Consider the following 18,971-nt stretch of genomic DNA (forward strand, 5'->3'; position numbering starts at 1 on the left):
TCCCCCTGCCCTCGCAGCAATCGTTAAGCAACCCCTTCCGTTTCCGTCAGTGCTGCCACCACCAGAGGATGCAGGACCGCGCCCGGGTGCTCGGTTTGCCAGGCACTCAACTGGCGACGCATGGCCGGCGTCCAGAAGCTCTTGATGTGTTGGCGCACCCCGTTCACTGCCAGCGCGTGATCCGGCTCACTGGCGAAGTACTGCGCGATCTGGTTGGCCATCTTGATCAGGCTTTCGGAACTCATCGGCGCACCTCGGCTTTCTCTGCATGACGGCGCTCCTTCAGCAGGCGCCCCTGTTCGTCACTGAACGCCTGGTAACGCTTCTGCCATTCGGAAGGCTGGCTGACCCGCACGATCTCCACCGCCGTCACCTTGTATTCCGGGCAGTTGGTGGCCCAGTCGGAGTTGTCGGTGGTGATGACGTTGGCGCCCGATTCAGGGAAGTGGAAGGTGGTGTAGACCACGCCCGGTGCCACCCGCTCGGTGACTTTCGCACGCAGCACCGTCTGCCCGGCACGGCTGCCGATGCCGACCCAGTCGTCCTCGGCGATGCCACGGTTCTCGGCATCGGTTGGGTGGATTTCCAGGCGGTCCTCGTCGTGCCAGGCCACGTTGTCGGTGCGTCGGGTCTGGGCGCCGACGTTGTACTGGCTGAGGATGCGTCCGGTGGTCAGCAACAACGGATAGCGGCTGTTGACCTTCTCTTCGGTAGGCACGTAGCCGGTGAGCATGAAGCGCCCCTTGCCCCGCACGAACTGATCGATGTGCATGGTCGGCGTGCCGTCCGGCGCGGCATCGTTGCACGGCCATTGCAGGCTGCCGTGACGTTCCAGTTCGGCGTAGCTGACGCGACTGAACGTCGGTGTCAGGCTGGCGATTTCGTCCATGATTTGCGAGGGATGGCTGTAGTGCATCTTGTAGCCCAAGGCATCGGCCAGGGCCACGGTGGCCTCCCAGTCGGCCTTACCGGCCAGGGGTTCCATCACTTTGCGCACCCTTGAGATTCGGCGTTCAGCGTTGGTGAAGGTGCCGTCCTTTTCAAGGAACGAGCTGCCCGGCAGGAACACATGGGCGAACTTGGCCGTCTCGTTGAGGAAGATATCCTGCACCACCACGCATTCCATGGCTGACAGCGCAGCAGTGACGTGCTGGGTGTTCGGGTCGCTCTGGGCGATATCCTCGCCCTGGCAGTAAAGCGCCTTGAAGGTGCCATCCAGAGCCGCTTCGAACATGTTGGGGATGCGCAACCCCGGATCGGGCTGCAGGGTTACGTTCCAGGCCTGTTCGAACTGGGCGCGCACCGTCTCGTTGGAAATGTGCCGATAGCCCGGCAGCTCGTGGGGGAAAGAGCCCATGTCGCAGGAACCCTGGACGTTGTTCTGCCCACGCAGCGGGTTCACCCCGACCCCTTCGCGGCCGATGTTGCCGGTGACCATGGCCAGGTTGGCGATGCCCATCACCGAGGTGCTGCCCTGGCTGTGTTCGGTGACGCCGAGTCCGTAGTAGATCGCCGCGTTGTCAACGCTGGCGTAAAGCCGCGCGGCGGCGCGGATCTGGTCGGCGGGCACGCCACACACCGGCCCCAGGGCTTCGGGCGAGTTTTCCGGCTGGCTGACGAAGTCGCGCCAACGGGCGAAGTCCGCGGCCTCGCAGCGCTCTTCGACGAAAGGCTGGTTGACCAGCCCCTCAGTGACAATCACATGGGCCAACGCATTGAGCATCGCCACGTTGGTGCCCGGACGCAGTTGCAAGTGCAGGTCGGCACGGGCATGGGGTGAATCCACCAGGTCGATACGACGCGGATCGATGACGATCAGCCGCGCGCCCTGGCGCAAGCGACGCTTGAGCTGGGAGCCGAACACCGGGTGAGCGTCGGTGGGGTTGGCGCCCATCACCATGATCACGTCGGCCTTCATCACCGAGTCGAAATTCTGGGTGCCGGCGGATTCGCCCAAGGTCTGCTTGAGGCCATAACCGGTGGGCGAATGGCAGACCCTGGCGCAGGTGTCGACGTTGTTGTTGCCGAAAGCGGTGCGCACCAGTTTCTGCACCAGGTAGGTTTCTTCGTTGGTGCAGCGGCTGGAGGTGATTCCGCCGATGGAATCGCGCCCGTATTTGAGCTGGATGCGGCGCAATTCGCTGGCCGCGTAGGTGACCGCCTCTTCCCAGCTGACCTCTTGCCACGGGTCGCTGATGTGCTTGCGGATCATCGGCTTGGTGATGCGGTCCGGGTGGGTGGCGTAACCCCAGGCGAAACGGCCCTTGACGCAGGAGTGGCCATGGTTGGCCTGGCCGTTCTTGTCCGGGACCATGCGCACCAGTTGCTCGCCTTTCATTTCAGCGCGGAAGGAGCAACCCACACCGCAATAGGCACAGGTGGTGATGACGCTGCGTTCCGGCTGGCCGATCTCCACGACGCTCTTGTCGATCAAGGTCGCCGTCGGGCAGGCCTGGACACAGGCGCCGCAGGAGACGCATTCGGAGTCGAGGAAGTTGTCACCGCCGGCCGCCGCCACGCGGGAATCAAAGCCGCGTCCGGTGATGGTCAGGGCAAAGGTGCCCTGGATTTCCTCACAGGCGCGCACACAGCGGTTGCAGACGATGCACTTGCTCGGGTCGTATTCGAAATAAGGGTTGGAGACGTCCTTGGCTTCGGCCAAGTGATTGGCACCTTCGTAGCCGTAGCGCACCTCGCGCAGACCGACCTGCCCCGCCACCGTCTGCAATTCGCAGTTGCCGTTGGCTGCACACGTCAGGCAGTCCAGCGGGTGATCGGAAATGTACATTTCCATCACGTTGCGCCGCAGGTCGGCCAGTTTGGAGGTCTGGGTGCGTACCACCATTCCCTCGGTGACCGGCGTGGTGCAGGACGCCGGATAGCCGCGCATGCCGTCGATCTCCACCAGGCACATGCGGCAAGAGCCGAAGGCTTCCAGGCTGTCGGTGGCGCAGAGTTTCGGGATGGTCGTGCCCAGCATGGCCGCCGCGCGCATGACCGAGGTGCCGGAGGCGACGCTGATTTCGCGTCCGTCGATGGTCAGGCTGACCTGCACGTCGCTTTCACGCGCCGGGGTGCCGAGGTCGATATCGCTGCTGGGGTCGAAAATAGTGATCATTGGTCGGCCTCCGTGGTCGCCAGACCGAAGTCGGCGGGAAAGTGCTTGAGAGCGCTACCGACGGGAAAGGACGTCATCCCACCCAGGGCGCAGAGCGAGCCGTACTGCATGGTGTCGCAAAGGTCGTGCAGCAGCAGTGCCTGCTCCTGGCGTGCAGCCGCATCGGTGCTGGCGATCAAGCGGTCCACCACTTCCACGCCACGGGTGGAACCAATCCGGCACGGCGTGCACTTGCCGCAGGATTCCTCGGCGCAGAACTGCAAGGCGAAACGGGCCATATGGGCCATGTCGAGCGTGTCATCGGCAACCACCACGCCCCCGTGGCCGAGCATGGCGCCCATGGCGGCGAATGCCTCGTAGTCCAACGGCGTATCAAACTGTGAAGGCGGCACCCAGGCACCCAGCGGCCCACCTACTTGCGCGGCCTTCAATGGTCGACCACTGGCGGTACCGCCACCATAACCTTCCACCAGTTCACGCAGGCTCAGGCCGAAGGCGCGCTCCACCAGGCCGCCCTGGCGCACATTGCCGGCCAGTTGAAACGGCATCGTGCCCAGGGACCGGCCCATGCCGAAGTCGCGATAAAACTGCGCGCCCTTCTCCATGATCACCGGCACCGAGGCCAGGGTTACCACGTTGTGGACCAGCGTCGGCAACCCGAACAGGCCTTGGATGGCGGGCAGCGGCGGTTTGGCACGGACCGTGCCGCGCTTGCCCTCGAGGGATTCGAGCAGTGCCGTTTCCTCGCCGCAAATGTAGGCGCCGGCCCCCACCCGAACGTCAATGTCGAAAGCGCGGCCGCTGCCGCTCACGTTCGCGCCCAGATACCCGGCGTCACGGGCGATGCGCAGTGCATCGTTCAGGGTGCTGATAGCGTCCGGGTACTCCGAACGCACATAGATGTAGCCCATGGTCGCGCCGACGGCGATCCCGGCGATGATCATGCCTTCGATCAAAAGGAACGGATCGCCTTCCATCAGCATGCGGTCAGCAAAAGTACCGGAGTCGCCCTCATCGGCGTTACACACCACGTACTTCTGCGCCCCTGCCGCGTCGCGCACGGTGCGCCACTTGATGCCCGCCGGAAACGCCGCGCCACCGCGGCCACGCAGGCCGGAATCGAGCACGCTGGCGACCACGTCTGCGCCGTCCATCTGGATCGCCCGGGCCAGCCCGAGGAAACCGCCCTGGGCACGGTAATCGTCCAGGGACAGCGGTTGGGTGATGCCGGCACGCGCAAACAGCAGACGCTGCTGGCTTTTGAGATACGGGATCTGCTCAACCGGGCCCAAGGCCAACGGATGGCTACCAGGATCGCCTGCCAGCGCATCCAGCAGGCTGGGCACGTCTTGCGGCGTCACAGGGCCAAAACCGAGCCGGCCTTGGTCGGTATCAAGCTCCAGCATCGGCTCCAGCCAATAAAGGCCGCGTGAACTGGTGCGGCGCAGCTCAAATGGTAGTTGTCGACGCTCAGCTTCACTCGCCAACGCCGCTGCGACCTTGTCCGCGCCCACGGCACGGACCACTGAATCACGGGGGATGCAGAGCTTCAGCATGCGCCCTCCTCCAGACAACCCTTGACCAGCTCGCGCAAGCGCTCGGGGGTTAACCGTGCATGCAGCTCACCGTCCAGTTCCAGCGCAGGTGAACAGACGCAGGCGCCCAGGCAATAGACCGGACGCAGGCTGATGCTGCCATCGGCACTGGTGCCGTGATCATCCAGCGCCAATTGCTCACGCAACTGCGCAGCCAGGCCTTCGGCCCCCATGCTCTGGCAAGACTCGGCCCGGCACAGACGCAGCGTATGGCGCGCTGGCGGCGAGGTACGGAAATCGTGGTAGAAGCTGATGACCCCGCGCACTTCAGCCAGGCTGAGGTTCAGGGCATGGGCAATTTCCGGGACGGCGGTATCGGGGACGTACCCGCAGCCTTCCTGGATGGCGTGGAGTATCGGCAGCAAGGCACCGGGGGTGTCCTTTTCGCGCTGTAACACGCTATGAATCAGAGGCAGGTGAAGCGTCTCATCAGGCATAAACGTACCTCGGCATCTCGAACGACATCGCCGCAATGCGGCAGCCGTCCGGAGTCTTGGCTGCGGTGCCGGGCCACGTCACGGACGCGTGGTTGATCCAGTCACCATTCTCGCTCTCCGGCCAAGTGTCTAGGCGCACCAGGTCCGGGGCATCGTTACAGCTTGCCACTCCCGGGGGGCGGCGGTTGCACACAGACGACTTAACGTGTCCTGAAAGCGACTTGAGCCGGGAGGCGGTCAGCTCTCATAGCTTAATTCACTATTGGGTATTGGCCAGCCGATGCTACCGGTGGTGGTTGGGGGCTACATATCCTTGCGCTTAGGCGAGCTGCTCGAAAGTTGTCTTGTCGAGGTGCAAATACTTATGACTCGCGGTATTTCAATGGATGAGCTCCTGAGCGGTGGCTGCCAGTTGACGACCAACCCGATCCTTTAACGTGTCGATGAAGCGGGTGATTTTTGCATCGACAAACTGTCGTGAATTGTAGATGGCATAGACGTTGCGCTCATACGTATGGAAGTCAGGCAGAACCCGCACCAGCTTCCCGGAGCGCAAATCGTCGACGGCCGTAAAGCCGGCCAGCAACCCAATTCCAGCCCCCTCCCGAATAGCCACCGCCATCGCATCCATATCGTTCACGCTGAAACTTGGCCCGGCAGGGACAAATGTCGCGTCGCCCGCCTTGCTCTTCAGTTGCCACTCATCCCTGACATAGTCCACGGTGCCCAGCAGCAGACACTGGTGATCATCGAGATCCTTCGGCGTCACGGGCGGCGCATGTCGAGCCAGATAGTCTGGTGACGCCACCAGAACGCAATGGCTGACACCGATCTTTTGGCTGACATACGCCGAATCAGGCAGCGCTCGGGCAATCAGAATCGAGACATCGAGCTGGTCTTCAAGCAGGTTAGGCATGCGCTGGGAAAGCAACAGATCCACGGTGACGTCCGGAAAATGTTTGCGGTATTCCAGCACGGCCCCCGTGACCAGATGCCGAGCCAGTCCGGGTACACAATGCACACGGAGTGTTCCCCTGGGCTGCAAGGCCGCGTTGCTTGCTTCGGCTTCCGCACTCTCAAGATCAGCCAGAATTTTCGTGCACCGCTCGTAGAACCGCCGCCCCGCATCAGTGACCGACAGGCGCCGGGTCGAGCGTTGCAACAGACGCGCATCGAGCACGTTTTCGAGCGCAGAAACAGCACGCGATACGTTACCTACTGTGGAGTCCAGATGATTTGCCACGGCAGTGAAACTGCCCATCTCGACAACCTTTATGTAGACCGACATGTTCGAAAGCTTATCCATTGCGACCTTCCTTCAGATCTGACGCATACCCGTGACAACACGCATTTTTCCATGATGCTACACGCTCGGCCCGATGCTCGATATTACCTCTGCTGACAACAATGATTCCCTCTGGGCCGACTAAATCAACGGTGTCGCCTTCCATAGACTTGGTTGCACAGGCCGCCTCAACAGGCCTGCGGCAAAGCCACTGAGGCGCCGAGCGTCATACCAAACCCTGACAACCAAATGAAGGCCACATCATGAACACTCCCTACGACCCGCTTTATCTTTTCATCGGTGGTGAATGGATCAGTGACCAAGGGCGCGACACTGCTGCTGTCGTTAACCCGGCAACCGGACGGATTATCGGGCGCGTCCCCCTCGCCACCGCAGGTGACCTTGATAACGCCCTTGAGGTGGCTCGACTGAGCTTCGAACAATGGCGCCAGACCGTACCTGACAAACGCGCAAAAATCCTCAAACGGGCCGCCGACCTGATCATTGAACGAGCACCGCACATCGCCGCGCAAATGACACTGGAAGAAGGCAAGCCGCTGGGTGAAAGCATGGATGAAGTGATACGTGCGGCGGAATACTTCGAGTGGTTCGCCGAGAGCGCCCGGCGTATTGATGGCCGTGTGGTACCGGCCAACCGTCCTGGCGTACTCCAGCTAGTCAAACGCCAGGCCATCGGCCCAGTGGCAGCGTTCACACCCTGGAACTTCCCGGCCATTACTCCAGCCCGCAAGCTCTCGGCAGCCTTGGCCGCCGGGTGCAGCGTTATCCTCAAGCCAGGTGAAGAAAGTCCCTCCACAGCGCTGGCCCTGGCTCGTGCGCTCGACGATGCGGGCTTGCCCAAAGGGGTGCTGCAGGTGGTCTTCGGCGTACCGGATCAAGTGTCCAGCCAACTGATCGCCTCACCGATCATTCGAAAAGTCACCTTTACCGGCTCAGTGCCCATCGGTCGCCTGCTATCTGCCCGAGCTGCCGAAGGCGTTAAGCCCATCACCCTTGAGTTGGGTGGGCACGGCCCCGTGCTCGTATTCGCAGATGCAGATATTGAAAAAGCTGCAACCGAAGGTGCCGCGAATCGGTTTCGCGGAACCGGACAGGTGTGCATTTCATCCACTCGTTTTCTGATCCAGCGCAGTGCCTATCAAGCATTTGTCGATCACTTTGTCGCTGCAACCAAAGCCCTGAGAATCGGTGATGGCCTGCATCCAGACACTCAAGTGGGCCCTTTGGCCAACCCAAGGCAATTGGCAAAGATGGAAGAACTGGTGGCCGATGCCGTCGAGAAAGGTGCTCGGGTATTGGTCGGGGGCGAAGCCTTGTCACGTGAAGGTTTCTTCTTCCAGCCCACCGTTCTGGCGGATGTGCCGCTGAACGCCCGAGTCATGCACGAAGAACCCTTTGGCCCCATCGCAGTACTGATGCCGTTCGATGAATTGGCGGATGGACTGAAAGAAGCGAACCGCCTGCCCTACGGGCTCTCAGCGTACGCATTCACATCCAGTGCGCGAACCGCAATTGACGTCGCTGACGGATTGGAGGCCGGAATGATCGGGATCAACCAATACCGCATCGTCGCCACCGAGCTTCCGTTCGGCGGCATGAAAGAAAGCGGTCATGGCTCGGAAGGCGGCATTGAAGGCATCGAGCACTATCTGACCCACAAATTCATCAGCCAGGTTTAAGGGTAACTCCCATGTCCAAGATCAATTTCAGCAGTCCCCGCGAAGCGGCGCGCGCATTCACTCCCAAGCTGTCGCAGTTCGTCGACTCAACGCTTTATCCGCAGATCTGGAGCGATCCGGCATTGTCCCCCCGCGACCGCAGCCTGATCACCGTGGCCGCATTGATCGCCGGGGGCCACTCGGAAGAATTGCCCGCTCATTTACGCCGGGCGGTGGGCAATGGCGTTAACCATGACGAAATTGCAGCGGCGATCACGCACTTAGCTTTCTACGTGGGATTCCCTGGCGCCATTACCGCGTCTGCTATCGCCAACGCCACGTTTACCGAATCGGAGAACAACCAAGCATGAAAGCCATCAACATCAGAGAATTTGGTGCCGCAGACGTCCTGGAACTCGCAGAGGTTGCCACTCCTGAAGCGCGTCCTACCGACCTGCTAGTGCGTGTCTATGCCGCGGGGGTGAACCGTGCGGATCTGACTCATCGAACGGGTGGCTATGGCCATCCTAATTTCGGTGACTCCCCGATCATCGGGCTGGAGATCGCCGGAGAGGTGATTGATGCAGGCAGTGAGGTGATCGGATTTGAGGTGGGTGATCGAGTGATGGGCGTTGTTGGAGGCGGCGCCTATGCCGAACTGGCTCGAATCGACTACCGCATGGCCATGCACATCCCTGCCCAGCTGGACTATGTGCACGCGGCAGCAATTCCGGAGGTATTCGTCACCGCCCATGAAGCGATGATGCATCTGGCTCGGCTCAAGGCCAGCGACTCGGTGCTGATTCACGCTGCTGCTGGAGGCGTTGGGTCTGCCGCCGTGCAGCTGGCTTACGCCACAGGCGCCACGGTGTATGCGACAACTGAAGGCAGCAAGTTGTCTCGCGTCGAGCACTTGGGGGCAGATGTCGCGATTGACTACAAGACACAGGACTTCGCCGACGTCATTGCCGATAAAACCAACGGTAGAGGCGTCGATATCGTCATCGACTTTATCGGCGAGCCCTACTTCGCACGCAACGTCGCATCCCTTGCGCATGGCGGCCGCCTGATTCAGGTTGGCATCCTCGGCGGTGGCGGCAAAGTAACTATAGAGCTGGAGCATATCCTCTACCGTCACTTGCAAATCATTGGCACGGTCATGAAGTCCCGCACGCAGCCGGAGAAGCACGACATGATCAGGCGCTTCCGTGAGCATTGGCTTGATCGCTTCGATGGTGCAGCAAGCCTCGAGCCTGTCGTTGACAGCACGTTCCCGTTGTCACGTGCCGCCGATGCACATCGCCGGATGGAATCTTGCGAGAACGTCGGGAAAATCATTTTGACCATGCAGCCTGAAGACTTGGTTTGAGTCTGGCGGGTTGGACCACAAGCCCATGCGGCCGTCGTCAGCGTCGTTGGTCACGCCACTGCGAGCGCCGACAGCATTCGTGAACGCCTCAAGCCGGTTCACGAAGTCTGCCATCTGACGGTCGAGTTTCGATCGGCCTGACTCAGCGCCTCCCCCACCATCGCCTCGAAAGGAACCCGCAATGCCCTAGACCGCTAAGCAAGCTGCCAAAGGCAAGGAATAACCAGGTTTGCGTTCTACACCCAGAGGTCAGCCACTCCGATCAATTGAAAGACCTCATCTCCCGGGGGCTCGGCGAAGATGATGTCCAGGTTGCGGTAACCGGAGTGGTCTCCTGCCAAGCTCAGCTCGAATCGAGCCCCATTGGCGTCGGCTTCGTAGCTCTTCAAGTAAGTCAGGTTCTTGGCTTCATTGACCACCACGTCCAACGTGCCGTTGTAACCATTCCCCAGCCGGGTAAAGCCCAAGGCGGACAAATCGATAGTGTCTTCACCCGCGGTATAGTCAATCAGGCGATCAGTGTGGTTTTCAGTGGCGGTACGGTAGCTGTCGCTCAGTGCGTCGAAGCGGAACACATCGTTGTTACCGCCACCCACCAATAGGTCCCGACCCTCTCCGCCAACCAATACATCATTCCCTAACGCTCCATAAAGGCGATCATCGCCCGCCAACCCTTCGATGATTTCGCCTCGAGCGTTGCCTTGTAAACGATCAGCCTCTTCGGTGCCCATCAAACTGGCGTGCTGGAACAGGAGGTTGGTTTCATTCAGCGTTTGGCCCAAGTCACCGTCGAAGACCAATTCGAAGCGTTCCCCATCCGCGTTGGCATCGAAACTTTTGAGGTAAGTCCGCGTCCCGCTTTCATTGACCCGTATCGCCAGCGTTCCGTCATGTCCATTGCCCAGGCCGAGCAAGCCCATGGACGAGAGGTCGATCGTATCGGTGTTGGGGTCGAAGTCGGTGATTCGGTCGCTATGGGCCGTGGTTGCGGTTCGGTAGCTATCTGAGACTGACTCGTAACGGAACGTATCGGCCCCGGCACCGCCTGTCAGCAGGTCGCGACCTTGCTGGCCATCGAGCAGATCGTTACCGGCCCCGCCAACGATCGCATCATCGAATGAGTCGGTACCCAGCAAGAAGTCATCATCGCGGCCACCGTCAAGGTGGTAATAGCCGTCATCGGGGTTGCCAAAGCTGTGGTCCAGGCTACCGTCGGGGTTCAACTGAACCAAGGCAGCCAGATAGCCGTCCGCGCTCGTGCCTTGCATTGCGCCGATCAACAGCTTGCCGTCGGCCAGCACGATCATGTCGGCTACGGCGAAAGGCGCGCTTTGCGAGCCCCAACTTACCCGACCCTGATCACCGAAATCGCTGTCGAGGGAGCCGTCGGCGTTGAGTCGAATGACGCTCGCCACGCCGCCCGAGGCGCCCGCCAGCAGGATTTTGCCGTCATCCTGGATGACGAGGGCGTCTGCGTGAACATCCAGGGCCAGGCTGCCGCCGTTGGCAAAGCTGCTATCCAGGGTACCGTCCTGGTTGAGGCGGGTCAGCGTATCTCGCCCCGTGACCAATACCTTCCCGTCTCCCTGCAGCGAAACGTCGATCGTGCCGCTGGGTTGAATGCCGACGGACGCCGGTAGGTGCAGGACCCCAGCCTCTGCGAAAGACGATACCAAGGCCCCTGTCGCGTCGAAGCGGGCGATATAGATCTCCCCAGAGGGATACGCAGCGCTCGCGAAAAAGCTGCCGTCGCGCTGTACCGAGAACGACGCTTGCTGGCCTAGAGAGTCATTCCAGTAGAAAGGCACTATCGCGGTGCCGCCGTTCCCGAAACTCGTATCGAGGCTGCCGTCGGCCAAGGTACGCGTTATGCCCGACAACCAGGCGTCGCCTACTTTCACGTATTGCGCCACCAGATAGCCCCCTCCCGGCTGCACCGCAGCATTACCGCCGTCCTCGATATCGAGCGACACAGGCAGGAGGGATTTACCGTCTCCACTGTAGTTGCGGTCCAGGCTACCGTTGGCATTGAACCGGACCAGGCTGCCGGTGAAGCCTGAATCCTCTTCGCCTCCCAGCCCCAGGCGACTGTAAGCGCCCAGCCAGATAGCACCGTCCGGATCGACCGTGATACCGCCGATGTTGTCCGAGCCCCATAAGGTCGTGGCTACCATGCCCATGTTCCCCACAGCTGAAGCTGTGGGCGAGATGCTCTGACTCATGTCCATGCCTCCGATAGCAATCTGTCGCCAAAAACAATAGACACGGCTCAGTCTGGTTGCCACTTTACGAAACGAAGAAGGTTCCTGGACGACCTTCTACGCTGCTACCGATGCAACCAGCCTGCGGCAGCTGCGGAAGTTGATCGACGAGGAGTTCCGGCCAAGAGTGTGTCAAAACCCTTTTTGGATCGTTCCCACACTCCGCCTCACCTTCCAGAAGCGGAACGCGGAGCGTCCCTGCTACTCGAATCTGAGCCCGGCATCCTCTGCTCGATGTAAAGATTTCAATCTCAAGCGCGTAATTTTCTACCGCGGAAACCAGGATCGATTTTTTCAACAGAATCGGTCCATTTCATCCGATCGCATTAACCAAAATTGATCCAAAGTAAACATCGAAAACCAAGTCATGATGTGTTCGTCAGATCACTTTAACGGCACGACCAATGAACTGCACGGGTCCTGTGGGTTTGCCAGTTTGCGAGCCGTTGGGGTTCTCCAAGGTCAGTTCAAAGAGCTGGTTGGGTTCCAGCGGCGGCAATTTATTCAGAGGGACTGAAAGCGTTTGCCCAGGTTTGACCAATCCAAGGGATACCGGTCCTTGCCAGTCGTCTGCTTTGGTCCAGAACTCAAGTGCTTTGTCGGTTGGGACTTGCGCAACCCCCAACGGTATCAACTGGATTTCCTTTGGATTGCTCGCCTGAATGACCCAGCCGGGCGCTTGGTTCTGCGGAGCCACCAGAACGACCAGGTAGGTAGTCACCGGGGCGGTTCGTGTCAGAAGGATTGTTCCGAGCAACAACGTTGAGACAAGACCTGCTGCCGCAAGCCCACGCCATAACGGTACAAGGTTCCACCATGGGATCTGCTGCGCAGTGGTCGTCACCCGCAGTGCTCGCCGGTCATTGCTGTTCAAGCTACGCTCGATTCGCCCCCAGAGCAGTGGAGTAGGTGTTTGCGGTTCAGCCAGTTCGGTCAAGGCAAGCAACCGCCGTTCCCACGCATCCACAGCCGCGCGCAAATCGGCCTCCTGAGCGAGACGCTTTTGTACCTCAATGCGTTGCTCGGCTGGCAACGTGCCTAACACATACTCACTCGCCAGTTCGTCAATGCGGTCGTGGCTGTCATCCTCTGGGCTTATGGTCATCCCATGCACTCCCGCAATACCACCAGACTGCGTTTGATCCAGGCTTTGACAGTCCCCAGCGGGGCGTCCAGTTTTCGCGATATTTCCAAATGAGAATAGCCGTCTACATACGCATGAAGTATGCAGTTGCGTCGCACCGGCTCCAGTTGCTCAAGGCACCTATAGATACGCCCAGACCGAACTCGAAAATCGAAGGTGTCTACACTCTGTAGCGATATATCCATGGACGCCAACGCTTGCTGCGCCAATTCGCTGTGCTCGCTGACCTGTACCTCTCTGGCGTTATCACGCATGAAGTTGAGCGCCAAATGCCGCGTCACGCTAAAGATCCAGCCACGCGCAGAGCCTCTCGCTGGATCAAAACTGGCGGCACGGGTCCATATCCTGATAAAGACATCGTGCACGATATCTTCGGCCAGGGCGTTATCACGAGCGATTCGCCTGGCAACACCCAGAAGACGAGCACTTTCCTGCTCATACAAGTTGCGCAGTGCCTGCTGCTCGCCTCGAGCACAAGCAATCAAACAAGCTTCATAGTCAAAAAGGGGCTCAGGCAAGGACAAGTTCTTCAGCCGTCAGTAGGTAGTCAATACCCCAGCCCAAAGGCTGGGGCTCCATGGGAGCAGCGTAGACGACTTTGTGCGCTGACATCCTGCTCCGAATCGTAGACTTAATTGGCGGCCCAAAAAATATAATCGGCCTGATATTTCACTACTTCCCGTTTGCCTTTGTTTGCGGCGGAGCACTTGGTCATGGGCGCGACACCGCCTTTAACGGCCACCCGCTGGACATAACTGACGCCGCTCATCGCGCCTTTACCTTCAGCGGGGTTAGCCTTGACCAACTGATAAGGGAGGTCACCGGTACTTGAGGGGGCAACCGCCAGTTGCGTCCCGGTGATTTTAGAGCCGTCTTTGGCTTGCCATGTAGCCGGTGGCCCGAAATAAGTGCCAACCTGTTTGCCGCTGCGGTCATTCAGTACCGCTTTGGGGCCGACGAAAGTCCATTCAGTCTGGCCAACGGAGTTAGCCTTGTCGCGGCACTCATAGGTGATTTCGCCCGTACCCACGGTCTCCAGCGCGATTTTATGGCCGTCCGGGACCTTTATGCTCTCGGGCAGACCTGTTTGCGCATAGGCTGCTGGCACAGTGCCCAACAAGCAGGTAGCTGCAAGAGTAGTACTGACAATGCAGAGGAATCGTTTAGTGTTCATGCAATCTCTCCAGAAGGTGATCAGTTCAGCAGCGCTGTGGCTACTACCTGTACTACCCGCCAGAGGACGGACTGGATGCAGCCAATAGAAAAAAATATCAGCGCCACAACCACCCCATTTGATCAGCCACTCCCTACCAAAGAAAACCTTCTCATGGAAGCTGCGATGGTGTTGTCACGCTCTTCGGCTCTAGTTCAGTAGTCATGGCGCTGGAAGTACTAACTGAAAATGGTGCCTCTGGGGGCCCCCTTTAGCGTGAGGGTATTGGGCTAAAAAGCAGCCGAAATCACTCCACTGTCTGAATTCTCATGCACGGACTAACACGATAGACGTAAATGACCGCTACTGGCCGGTTTCTGTCTGTCCCACCGGCCGCTCTGGGTTAATAGTTGCCTTTCACGAAAGACCGCATCGACCCAAAGTAGGCAAACGCTTTTGCTACCCTTGCCATATTTTCTGAGGACTTCATCGCAAGGATTGCCCATGAGGCGTTTTATTCAATCAGATTAACTCTTGAGCTTGTCTTGGTTGTCGCTGATCCAGAATATGAACCATCAGGCAGGCATACAGCGTCACGAGAATGAACAGTCCCATGCGTACGGCAAACGCCGTGTAGACGTCCTTGCCTGCAATGCTGTCTTGAACCGACTGGCCCAGCAGAATAATCAGCGTGATCAAGCTGTTGAGCCAAAACCCTGGGCTTAAGCGTGTGGGGCTTAGCCCATATAGTTTGCGCGCCAGCATGAGGCCGAACAGCAGCATCCAAAGGAAGAACATCCATAGGTGTACAAAGAGGCTCAGTGCACACCAGAACAACACTGCCAGCAGGCCTCCCAACAAGGTCGAGCCAAGCAATTCGCGAGCGGCATTACGCGACGTCGTTGCGGAACTCTGCTGACCCAGGCTGACCGCTTTCAAGACAATGGGCAGGTAACTGGCCGGATCAATCAGGGCCACCAGAAACGCCGGTAATACAATCAGCGCTGCCCGCAGCGCTACCCTGTCGACGTCTTCCGCTCGCAAGGCCGTGGCCGCGGGTGGTGACGGAGTATTGGCTGACTCGGGAAACAGCCAATGACTTATCGCCAGCACCATGACGGCGAGGATCAAACCTTTAACTAATGCACCGATGATCATCATCGCCAAGTCAAAATCGACGAAGCCAGCTGAGGAGATCATGGTCAGGCCGATCACCAGAAACGTGACGATCAGGTTATTGCCGCCACGCAGACCCAAGCGAAAAACCAGGAACAGGCTCACGCCGACCAGGAGAATGCCGCTGAACGGGTAGTAGCGCAGGATTGGGATAAGCAATAGGCCTACACCGGTGGTCAACATCGCTGCCAGTGCAAGTGTCAGTCCGGCCTTGAGTTGCAACGGACGATTGAGGGTGGCGATCAAAAGTACAGCAAGCACGGGCGCGATAAAGGGAATCGGCAAGGCCACGCCGAAGCTGACCGCAAGGCACAGCGCGGTGCCTGTAGCCAGGCGTAACGCCCGCTGAGTCCTCGGCGTCCGCTTAGTAGACATAAGACAGCCAACTCATCAGCCTCAGGAATAGACGGCCCAGTGGGTTCAGCGGGTTGCTTTGAGAGGGGAAAGCCATGACCTCGGCTTGGCCACCGGCACGTATTGCGCGAGTGTCACGCAGCCTGGCCATTGATTCCTCGGAAAATTCGATGATCACTGGAAAACGCTGTGCCGGACGAAGCCAATCCCGGCTGTTCTGCACAGTTGGCAATGTACCGGGCGCCGTCGTCGGACCCACGCTGACACCGTAGCCGACACTGCGTACACGCCCGTCGAACACTTCGCCTGGCAATGCATCCAGAACGATCGCAACCGGCGTCTCGGGCTTGACCAGACCGAGGTTGTTCTCGGTCATGTCTGCGCTGATCCATACATCATGGATGGCGATCAGGGTCATGACGGGGCTGCCGATGGCTGCGAACTGCCCGGCGTCGGTGCGTAGATCGGTGATCAAACCTGCCGAACGTGCGCGAATCTGTGTATTAGCCTGATCGAGTTCAGCTTTCGACAACGCGGTGGCGGCGCTGCGCAGCAACGCGTTGTTTTCCGCACTGCCACCCTCTTGCTCGCGCGCGCGCTGGACCTCGGCACGGGCGGCGGCAACCTGGCTGACCGCTTGTTGGTAGTTGGCACGAGATACTTCGAGCAAGCGTACGGAAATGGTGCCAGGGTCTTCGCGGTACAAACCCTCGAGCCGCTGGTTATCCTGCTGCGCCTTGAGTTCATTCGCCTGGGCCGCTCGCACATTGGCTTGTGCCGCGACTATGCCGGCGGTGCTGGCACCGATCTGTCGACGGGTGGACTCAAGATCTGCACGCGCACGGTCGACGGCAATCTGATATGGCTGAGGATCCACTTCGAACAGCACATCTCCTGCCTTGACGTCCTGATTGTTCCGCACGTTGACGCGGATGACTCGACCAGCCACTTCCGCAGCCACCGGAATCACAAAGGCACCTACTCGAGCCTGTTGCGTATAAGGCGTAAAGCGGTCAGCCAACAAGTACCAGGCCAGACTCAAGGTGATTAAGATCAGTACCCACTTGATGCCTTTTGAGCCGGGTTCAACTGGCGGTTCTGGCGCCTCGGGGGAAGAGGCATCGGGGGAGGACTGCGCGGTTTCACTCATGATGGTTGACCTGTTTGGGTTCCGCTGCTGAAGGCTCATCCAACAAATTGCCCCAGTCCGTGCGCGTTTCCATTTGCTGGCGGGTGGCCGGATCAACTTTCGGTCGGACGCTGTACCAACCACCGCCCAACGCTTTGTATAGGGCAATCACATTGCTGACGGCATTGCTGCGGCTGACCAGATAATTGTCCTGTTGCTCCAGCAGCGCGCGTTGCGCGTCGAGCACCCGCTGGAAGTCCGAATACCCTTCCCGATACAGGGCGTTGGCCAGCACCAGTGAGCGCTTGGCGGCGACTTCGGCCTCACGCAGGATGGCTTCGCGCTCCAGGGACTTGATCAGTCCGTTGGCTGCGTCATCTGCCTCGCGTGCAGCTTGGCGCACCTTTTCGCGGTAACCTTCGATCAGTTGCTGCAACCGCGCATCCTGCACGCGCACGTTGTTACTGATCTGGCCATGGTCGAACAGATTCCAGCGCAAACTCGGGCCACCGATCAGGTCCAGACTCCTGGGCGTGCCATTGAGCGTATCAGTCGTCCAAACGATGCTGCCCAGCAAGGTCAGCGACGGATAGAAATCGGTTTCGGCCACACCGATCAGGGCCGACTGAGCCGCGACATTGAGCTCAGCTGCACGCACGTCGGGCCTGCGCAGCAGCAGATTAGCCGGTACATCCTGCAGCACGGTACGATCCACCAGCGGAATCCATCCTTCATTCTCGACCAGTTGCGGTAGAGCGCCGGGCGGCCGCCCAATCAGTACCGCCAACGAATTACGGGTACGCAAAACCTGATCCTCGAAGTCGGGGATGGTACTGAGGGTGCCCAGGTATTGGGTTCTGGCTTGTTGCAGGTCGAGCTCTGCATTCTGGCCGCTCTTGAATAGCCTCTCGGTTATCTCGAAGTTACGCTTTTGCTGTTTGGCGTTTTCCTTAGCCACACGCAAACGTGCTTCGGTGGTACGCAGCGAAAAGTAAGTACTGGCCAGTTGGGCGCGTAGCAGAACCAGCCCGTCTTCGAAATTGGCCTGGGCGGCGAAGTAACTGGCATCGGATGATTCAATGGCGCGACTGAAACGCCCCCAGAAGTCCAACTCCCACCCAATGTCGAACCCCGCACTGTATTGCCAGAAATGACTGTTTTGCGCATGACTCCCGCCGGATTGATTACGGTTGAAGTACAGACTGTCGGCGCTGGCTTGCTGCAGTTGTGGGTAACGCCCGCTTTGGGCGATACCCAGCTGGGCCCGCGCCTCAATCACCCGCAGACCGGCAACTTTAAGGTCTGAATTGTTGGCATCCGCCTCAGCAATCAAACGATTGAGGACCGGGTCGCCGAAAACTTGCCACCATTGACGAAAGTCCGGGGTCCGGCTGCGTTGGCTGACTTGCTCAAGGGCAGGAGTCGTCCAATGTCCTGGCCACGCCTCCCTCGGTGACTGAAAGTCTGGCCCCAGGCGCACGCAGCCACTCAAGCCGAGCACTCCAAACACTAGCAGTTGGCCCGATCGCGTCAGATGCATGCGTTTTTCCCAGTCAAGGAAGACTACAGGAGCATAGACGCCCTGATCGCCCGCAGACTGCTAAGCTCTTCAAGCATCGTCACATTTGATAAGTCCAGTCAAAAAGGTACGGCAACCATGAACGCTCCCCATACCGCTAAATGGCGATTCAAACTGGGTATAGCCATCATTTGTCTGATGCTAGGCTCCTGGTTAATGGTGCCGGTCGCGGCGGCGCTCGATGTGCCTGGTTCAAAGATCGCAGCGCTGACTGGGGTCCTGTTTATCAGCAACAAAGTCCTGCTGATTCTCGTCATCGCCGTCATGGGCAAGGCCGGCTTCCAGCAGTTGAAGCGCAGCTTGGTCGGTTACGTGTCCGGGCTTGTGCCTTCCATGGAGGACGAAGTTGGCCCGGTTCGTCATCGAATCGGCATCGTGATGTTCTGCTTGCCGTTGATCTGCTCATTTCTCGAGCCTTACGTCGATGCCTTCTGGCCAGGTCTCAGACCGAACCTCTGGCAGGCCCAATTGTTGGGTGACGTCATGCTGATTGGCAGCTTTTTTGTACTCGGGGGGAATTTTTGGGAGAAGGTACACGCGTTATTTGTGCGAACTGCACGTGTCTCAGACTCAAGTGCGATGTGAGTCGACGATAGAAACAAAGGCTTTCAACCCAATGAGCACGGTCAGTAGCCCGCTAAAAAAACCAACCCGCCTTAACCATATGCAAAACATCTGAACTCAGTACATAA

General features: G+C 59.2%; 16 protein-coding genes and 1 pseudogene. 5 read left to right on the forward strand and 12 right to left on the reverse strand.

What is annotated here, in order from left to right:
- Positions 1–23: 23 nt before the first annotated feature.
- The 5 genes from AAIS01_RS22145 to AAIS01_RS22165 form a co-directional block, all read right to left on the reverse strand.
- The gene (locus AAIS01_RS22145; protein WP_214912125.1) at positions 24–245 is read right to left on the reverse strand and encodes a formate dehydrogenase subunit delta; all 222 of its coding nucleotides are present in this window, start codon (positions 243–245) and stop codon (positions 24–26) included.
- Positions 242–3,118, reverse strand: a complete 2,877-nt coding sequence (gene fdhF, locus AAIS01_RS22150; RefSeq protein WP_343470698.1) for a formate dehydrogenase subunit alpha — start codon at positions 3,116–3,118, stop codon at positions 242–244. The genes AAIS01_RS22145 and fdhF overlap by 4 nt, the downstream gene beginning before the upstream one ends.
- Complete coding sequence (locus AAIS01_RS22155; RefSeq protein ID WP_343470699.1) at positions 3,115–4,674, reverse strand: formate dehydrogenase beta subunit; 1,560 nt, start codon at positions 4,672–4,674, stop codon at positions 3,115–3,117. The genes fdhF and AAIS01_RS22155 overlap by 4 nt, the downstream gene beginning before the upstream one ends.
- The gene (locus tag AAIS01_RS22160) at positions 4,668–5,150 is read right to left on the reverse strand and encodes a formate dehydrogenase subunit gamma (RefSeq protein WP_343470701.1); all 483 of its coding nucleotides are present in this window, start codon (positions 5,148–5,150) and stop codon (positions 4,668–4,670) included. The genes AAIS01_RS22155 and AAIS01_RS22160 overlap by 7 nt, the downstream gene beginning before the upstream one ends.
- A 379-nt stretch (positions 5,151–5,529) precedes the next feature.
- Positions 5,530–6,456 (reverse strand): LysR family transcriptional regulator, encoded by a 927-nt coding sequence (locus tag AAIS01_RS22165; RefSeq protein ID WP_343470702.1) that lies wholly within the window; start codon positions 6,454–6,456, stop codon positions 5,530–5,532.
- Positions 6,457–6,698: 242 nt separating this feature from the next.
- Here AAIS01_RS22165 and AAIS01_RS22170 point away from each other — a divergent pair, with 242 nt between their 5' ends.
- The 4 genes and pseudogenes from AAIS01_RS22170 to AAIS01_RS25750 all read left to right on the forward strand — a co-directional run.
- Positions 6,699–8,135: an NAD-dependent succinate-semialdehyde dehydrogenase gene (locus AAIS01_RS22170; RefSeq protein WP_343470703.1), complete on the forward strand. Its 1,437-nt coding sequence runs from the start codon at positions 6,699–6,701 to the stop codon at positions 8,133–8,135.
- Positions 8,136–8,146: 11 nt separating this feature from the next.
- Complete coding sequence (locus AAIS01_RS22175; RefSeq protein ID WP_047225708.1) at positions 8,147–8,485, forward strand: carboxymuconolactone decarboxylase family protein; 339 nt, start codon at positions 8,147–8,149, stop codon at positions 8,483–8,485.
- Positions 8,482–9,483: an NAD(P)H-quinone oxidoreductase gene (locus AAIS01_RS22180; protein ID WP_343470704.1), complete on the forward strand. Its 1,002-nt coding sequence runs from the start codon at positions 8,482–8,484 to the stop codon at positions 9,481–9,483. Before AAIS01_RS22175 ends, AAIS01_RS22180 begins: the two co-directional genes overlap by 4 nt.
- Positions 9,484–9,624 (forward strand): annotated as a pseudogene (locus AAIS01_RS25750) (cation transporter); the annotation flags it as partial.
- A 95-nt stretch (positions 9,625–9,719) separates the two neighbouring features.
- Here AAIS01_RS25750 and AAIS01_RS22185 read toward each other — a convergent pair.
- The 7 genes from AAIS01_RS22185 to AAIS01_RS22215 form a co-directional block, all read right to left on the reverse strand.
- Positions 9,720–11,657, reverse strand: coding sequence for a M10 family metallopeptidase C-terminal domain-containing protein (locus AAIS01_RS22185; protein WP_343470705.1), 1,938 nt, complete (start codon positions 11,655–11,657; stop codon positions 9,720–9,722).
- Between the two features lie 466 nt (positions 11,658–12,123).
- Complete coding sequence (locus AAIS01_RS22190) at positions 12,124–12,849, reverse strand: anti-sigma factor (protein WP_343470706.1); 726 nt, start codon at positions 12,847–12,849, stop codon at positions 12,124–12,126.
- The gene (locus AAIS01_RS22195) at positions 12,846–13,412 is read right to left on the reverse strand and encodes a sigma-70 family RNA polymerase sigma factor (RefSeq protein ID WP_343470707.1); all 567 of its coding nucleotides are present in this window, start codon (positions 13,410–13,412) and stop codon (positions 12,846–12,848) included. The genes AAIS01_RS22190 and AAIS01_RS22195 overlap by 4 nt, the downstream gene beginning before the upstream one ends.
- A gap of 107 nt (positions 13,413–13,519) precedes the next feature.
- Positions 13,520–14,062: a DUF3455 domain-containing protein gene (locus AAIS01_RS22200; protein WP_343470708.1), complete on the reverse strand. Its 543-nt coding sequence runs from the start codon at positions 14,060–14,062 to the stop codon at positions 13,520–13,522.
- Positions 14,063–14,563: 501 nt separating this feature from the next.
- Positions 14,564–15,592: a DUF2955 domain-containing protein gene (locus AAIS01_RS22205; RefSeq protein WP_343470709.1), complete on the reverse strand. Its 1,029-nt coding sequence runs from the start codon at positions 15,590–15,592 to the stop codon at positions 14,564–14,566.
- The gene (locus tag AAIS01_RS22210; RefSeq protein ID WP_343470710.1) at positions 15,582–16,721 is read right to left on the reverse strand and encodes an HlyD family secretion protein; all 1,140 of its coding nucleotides are present in this window, start codon (positions 16,719–16,721) and stop codon (positions 15,582–15,584) included. Before AAIS01_RS22210 ends, AAIS01_RS22205 begins: the two co-directional genes overlap by 11 nt.
- Positions 16,714–18,240: a TolC family protein gene (locus AAIS01_RS22215; protein WP_343470711.1), complete on the reverse strand. Its 1,527-nt coding sequence runs from the start codon at positions 18,238–18,240 to the stop codon at positions 16,714–16,716. Before AAIS01_RS22215 ends, AAIS01_RS22210 begins: the two co-directional genes overlap by 8 nt.
- A gap of 117 nt (positions 18,241–18,357) precedes the next feature.
- Between AAIS01_RS22215 and AAIS01_RS22220 the strand changes: the two genes are divergently transcribed.
- Entirely contained in the window at positions 18,358–18,864 is a 507-nt protein-coding gene (locus tag AAIS01_RS22220; RefSeq protein WP_343470712.1) for a transporter suffix domain-containing protein, read from the forward strand.
- The last annotated feature ends 107 nt before the right edge of the window (positions 18,865–18,971 follow it).

Source organism: Pseudomonas halotolerans (assembly GCF_039581215.1).
GTDB classification, from domain to species: domain Bacteria; phylum Pseudomonadota; class Gammaproteobacteria; order Pseudomonadales; family Pseudomonadaceae; genus Aquipseudomonas; species Aquipseudomonas tehranensis.

Excerpts from the sequence above, each read along its gene's own strand:
- AAIS01_RS22145 (WP_214912125.1), bottom strand. The coding sequence starts at position 245 with ATGAGTTCCGAAAGCCTGATCAAGATGGCCAACCAGATCGCGCAGTAC.
- fdhF (WP_343470698.1), bottom strand. The coding sequence starts at position 3,118 with ATGATCACTATTTTCGACCCCAGCAGCGATATCGACCTCGGCACCCCG.
- AAIS01_RS22155 (WP_343470699.1), bottom strand. The coding sequence starts at position 4,674 with ATGCTGAAGCTCTGCATCCCCCGTGATTCAGTGGTCCGTGCCGTGGGC.
- AAIS01_RS22160 (WP_343470701.1), bottom strand. The coding sequence starts at position 5,150 with ATGCCTGATGAGACGCTTCACCTGCCTCTGATTCATAGCGTGTTACAG.
- AAIS01_RS22165 (WP_343470702.1), bottom strand. The coding sequence starts at position 6,456 with ATGGATAAGCTTTCGAACATGTCGGTCTACATAAAGGTTGTCGAGATG.
- AAIS01_RS22170 (WP_343470703.1), top strand. The coding sequence starts at position 6,699 with ATGAACACTCCCTACGACCCGCTTTATCTTTTCATCGGTGGTGAATGG.
- AAIS01_RS22175 (WP_047225708.1), top strand. The coding sequence starts at position 8,147 with ATGTCCAAGATCAATTTCAGCAGTCCCCGCGAAGCGGCGCGCGCATTC.
- AAIS01_RS22180 (WP_343470704.1), top strand. The coding sequence starts at position 8,482 with ATGAAAGCCATCAACATCAGAGAATTTGGTGCCGCAGACGTCCTGGAA.
- AAIS01_RS22185 (WP_343470705.1), bottom strand. The coding sequence starts at position 11,657 with ATGGTAGCCACGACCTTATGGGGCTCGGACAACATCGGCGGTATCACG.
- AAIS01_RS22190 (WP_343470706.1), bottom strand. The coding sequence starts at position 12,849 with ATGACCATAAGCCCAGAGGATGACAGCCACGACCGCATTGACGAACTG.
- AAIS01_RS22200 (WP_343470708.1), bottom strand. The coding sequence starts at position 14,062 with ATGAACACTAAACGATTCCTCTGCATTGTCAGTACTACTCTTGCAGCT.
- AAIS01_RS22205 (WP_343470709.1), bottom strand. The coding sequence starts at position 15,592 with ATGTCTACTAAGCGGACGCCGAGGACTCAGCGGGCGTTACGCCTGGCT.
- AAIS01_RS22210 (WP_343470710.1), bottom strand. The coding sequence starts at position 16,721 with ATGAGTGAAACCGCGCAGTCCTCCCCCGATGCCTCTTCCCCCGAGGCG.
- AAIS01_RS22215 (WP_343470711.1), bottom strand. The coding sequence starts at position 18,240 with ATGCATCTGACGCGATCGGGCCAACTGCTAGTGTTTGGAGTGCTCGGC.
- AAIS01_RS22220 (WP_343470712.1), top strand. The coding sequence starts at position 18,358 with ATGAACGCTCCCCATACCGCTAAATGGCGATTCAAACTGGGTATAGCC.